Origin of the sequence: Mesorhizobium sp. M8A.F.Ca.ET.021.01.1.1, from assembly GCF_003998025.1 — a bacterium.
In the GTDB taxonomy this organism is placed as follows: Bacteria; Pseudomonadota; Alphaproteobacteria; order Rhizobiales; family Rhizobiaceae; genus Mesorhizobium.
In genome coordinates this window covers 1-711 of record NZ_RZSJ01001047.1, presented here as the reverse complement: position 1 = coordinate 711, position 711 = coordinate 1, and the positions used below count along the sequence as shown (strand labels likewise).

2 pseudogenes are annotated in these 711 nt (G+C 65.3%); both read left to right on the top strand.

What is annotated here, in order from left to right:
- Positions 1-488: pseudogene (locus tag EOA36_RS36490) on the top strand (anthranilate phosphoribosyltransferase); the annotation flags it as partial.
- A gap of 3 nt (positions 489-491) precedes the next feature.
- Positions 492-711, top strand: a pseudogene (locus EOA36_RS36485) (indole-3-glycerol-phosphate synthase TrpC); the annotation flags it as partial.

Genomic DNA, 711 nt, shown 5'->3' with positions numbered 1-711 from the left:
TCTTCAACCTGCTCGGTCCCCTGTCCAATCCGGCGGGGGTGAAGCGGCAGATGGTCGGCGTGTTCCTGCCGGAATGGATCATGCCGGTGGCCGAGACGCTGAAGGCGCTCGGCACCGAGCACGCCTGGGTCGCCCATGGCGACGGCTATGACGAGATCACCACCACCGGGCAGACGCAGGTTGCCGAACTGGTTGGCGGCGAGATACGCAGCTTTACGCTGACCCCTGAAGAGGTTGGACTGAAGCGCCATACCAAGGACGAGCTGCGCGGCGGTGACGCCGCCTACAATGCCAAGGCCTTGCGCGATATGCTGGGCGGCGCCGCCGGCGCCTACCGCGACACAGTGTTGATGAACGCCGGCGCCGGACTGGTGATTGCGGGCAAGGCGACGACGCTGGGTGACGGCATCGCCATCGCCGCGCAGGCGATCGACAGCGGCCGGGCGCTGCAGGTGCTCGACCGGCTGGTCGAAATTTCGAACGGGTGAACCGTGTCTGACATTCTGCGCAAGATCGAAGCCTACAAGCGCGACGAGATAGCCGCCGCCAAGGCACGCGTACCGCTGGCAGAGATCAAGGCGCACGCAAAAGACGCCGACGCACCGCGCGGCTTTCTCGCGGCGCTCGACGCGAAACGCAAATCCGGCGATTTCGCCCTGATCGCCGAAATCAAGAAGGCAAGTCCCTCCAAAGGGCTGATCCGTGCGGACT